We start from the raw sequence: 1236 nt of genomic DNA on the forward strand, positions 1-1236 counted from the left end.
CTGCCGCCACCGACGCCGCCGTCAGCGCCGCGCACCACGCCAGCGCCTCCCACGGGCTGCTGCCCACCGACTGGCCCAGCAGCAGCCCCCGCAGCGACTCGATCACCGGTGTCAGCGGCTGGTGCTCGGCGAAGCCGTGCAGCCAGCCCGGCATCGAGTCGACCGGGACGAAGGCGCTGGACGGGTACGGCAGGAAGGCGAGGAAGAACGTGAAGCCGCCCGCCGCCTCCGGCGAGTTGGCCAGCAGGCCGACGGCCGCCGCCACCCACGATATGGCCGTGATCACCGCCAGCAGGATGCCCGCCGACGCGAGCCAGCCGCCGACGCCCGCGTCCGGGCGGAAGCCGATGGCGAAGGCGACCCCGAAGACCAGCACCGTGGCGGCCAGGTTCCGCACGACGCTGGCGGCGACGTGGCCGGCGAGGACGGCGGTGCCGCCGACGTCGAGGGAGCGGAAGCGGTCGATGACGGCGCCCTTCATGTCGTCCGCGACGCTCATCGCCGTCGTGCCGGCGCCGAAGCCGGCGCACAGGACGAGGACGCCGGGGGCCACGTAGTCCACGTAGCGCCCGTAGCCCCCGCCGGTGTCGATCGCGCCGCCGAAGAGGTAGACGAAGACGAGCATGAGCAGCACGGGCAGCGCCAGCGCCGTGATCACGGCGTCGGGGTTGCGGGAGCTGAGCCGCACGGAGCGGCCGACCATCGTCACCGAGTGGGTCAGGGCGTCAGCCATCGCGGGTCACCTTCAGGAAGACGTCGTCGAGCGTCGCGGAGTGCACGGCGAAGCGCTCGATCTGGGTGCGGTCGGGGTCGATGGCGTCCAGCAGGTCGCGTATGTGCGCGGCCCGGCCGTCGGTGGTGACGCCCAGGGTGCGGGTGCCCGGGTCGCGGCGGACGGCGAGGTGGTCCAGGGCGTGGGCCGCCTTCTCGTACGCCTCCGGTGAGACCAGCGTGAGGTCCAGCCGCTCGGCGGAGACCTGCTGCTTCAGCTCCGCCGCCGTGCCCTCGGCGACGAGCCGGCCGCCGTCGAGGAGCGCGATGCGGTCGGCGAGGCGGTCGGCCTCCTCCAGATACTGCGTGGTCAGGAAGACCGTGACGCCGCCGTCGGCCAGGCTGCGCACCTCGTCCCAGACGGCCTGGCGGCTGCGGGGGTCGAGGCCGGTGGTCGGCTCGTCGAGGAAGATCACGGAGGGCTCGCCGACCAGGCCCGCCGCGAGGTCGAGGCGGCGGCGCATG

2 protein-coding genes are annotated in these 1236 nt (G+C 74.0%); both read right to left on the reverse strand.

Features of this window, described 5'->3' with window-relative positions; genetic code table 11:
• Positions 1-733, reverse strand: a 733-nt coding sequence (locus H5J30_RS34200) for an ABC transporter permease (RefSeq protein WP_181791703.1), incomplete at its 3' end; no start/stop codon positions are given.
• The coding region (locus tag H5J30_RS34205; RefSeq protein WP_181791704.1) for an ATP-binding protein DrrA1-3 family domain-containing protein at positions 726-1236 on the reverse strand (511 nt) is incomplete at its 5' end. The genes H5J30_RS34200 and H5J30_RS34205, both read right to left, overlap by 8 nt.

The sequence above is a fragment of the Streptomyces phytophilus genome, assembly GCF_013870535.1.
Classification (GTDB): Bacteria; Actinomycetota; Actinomycetes; order Streptomycetales; family Streptomycetaceae; genus Streptomyces; species Streptomyces phytophilus.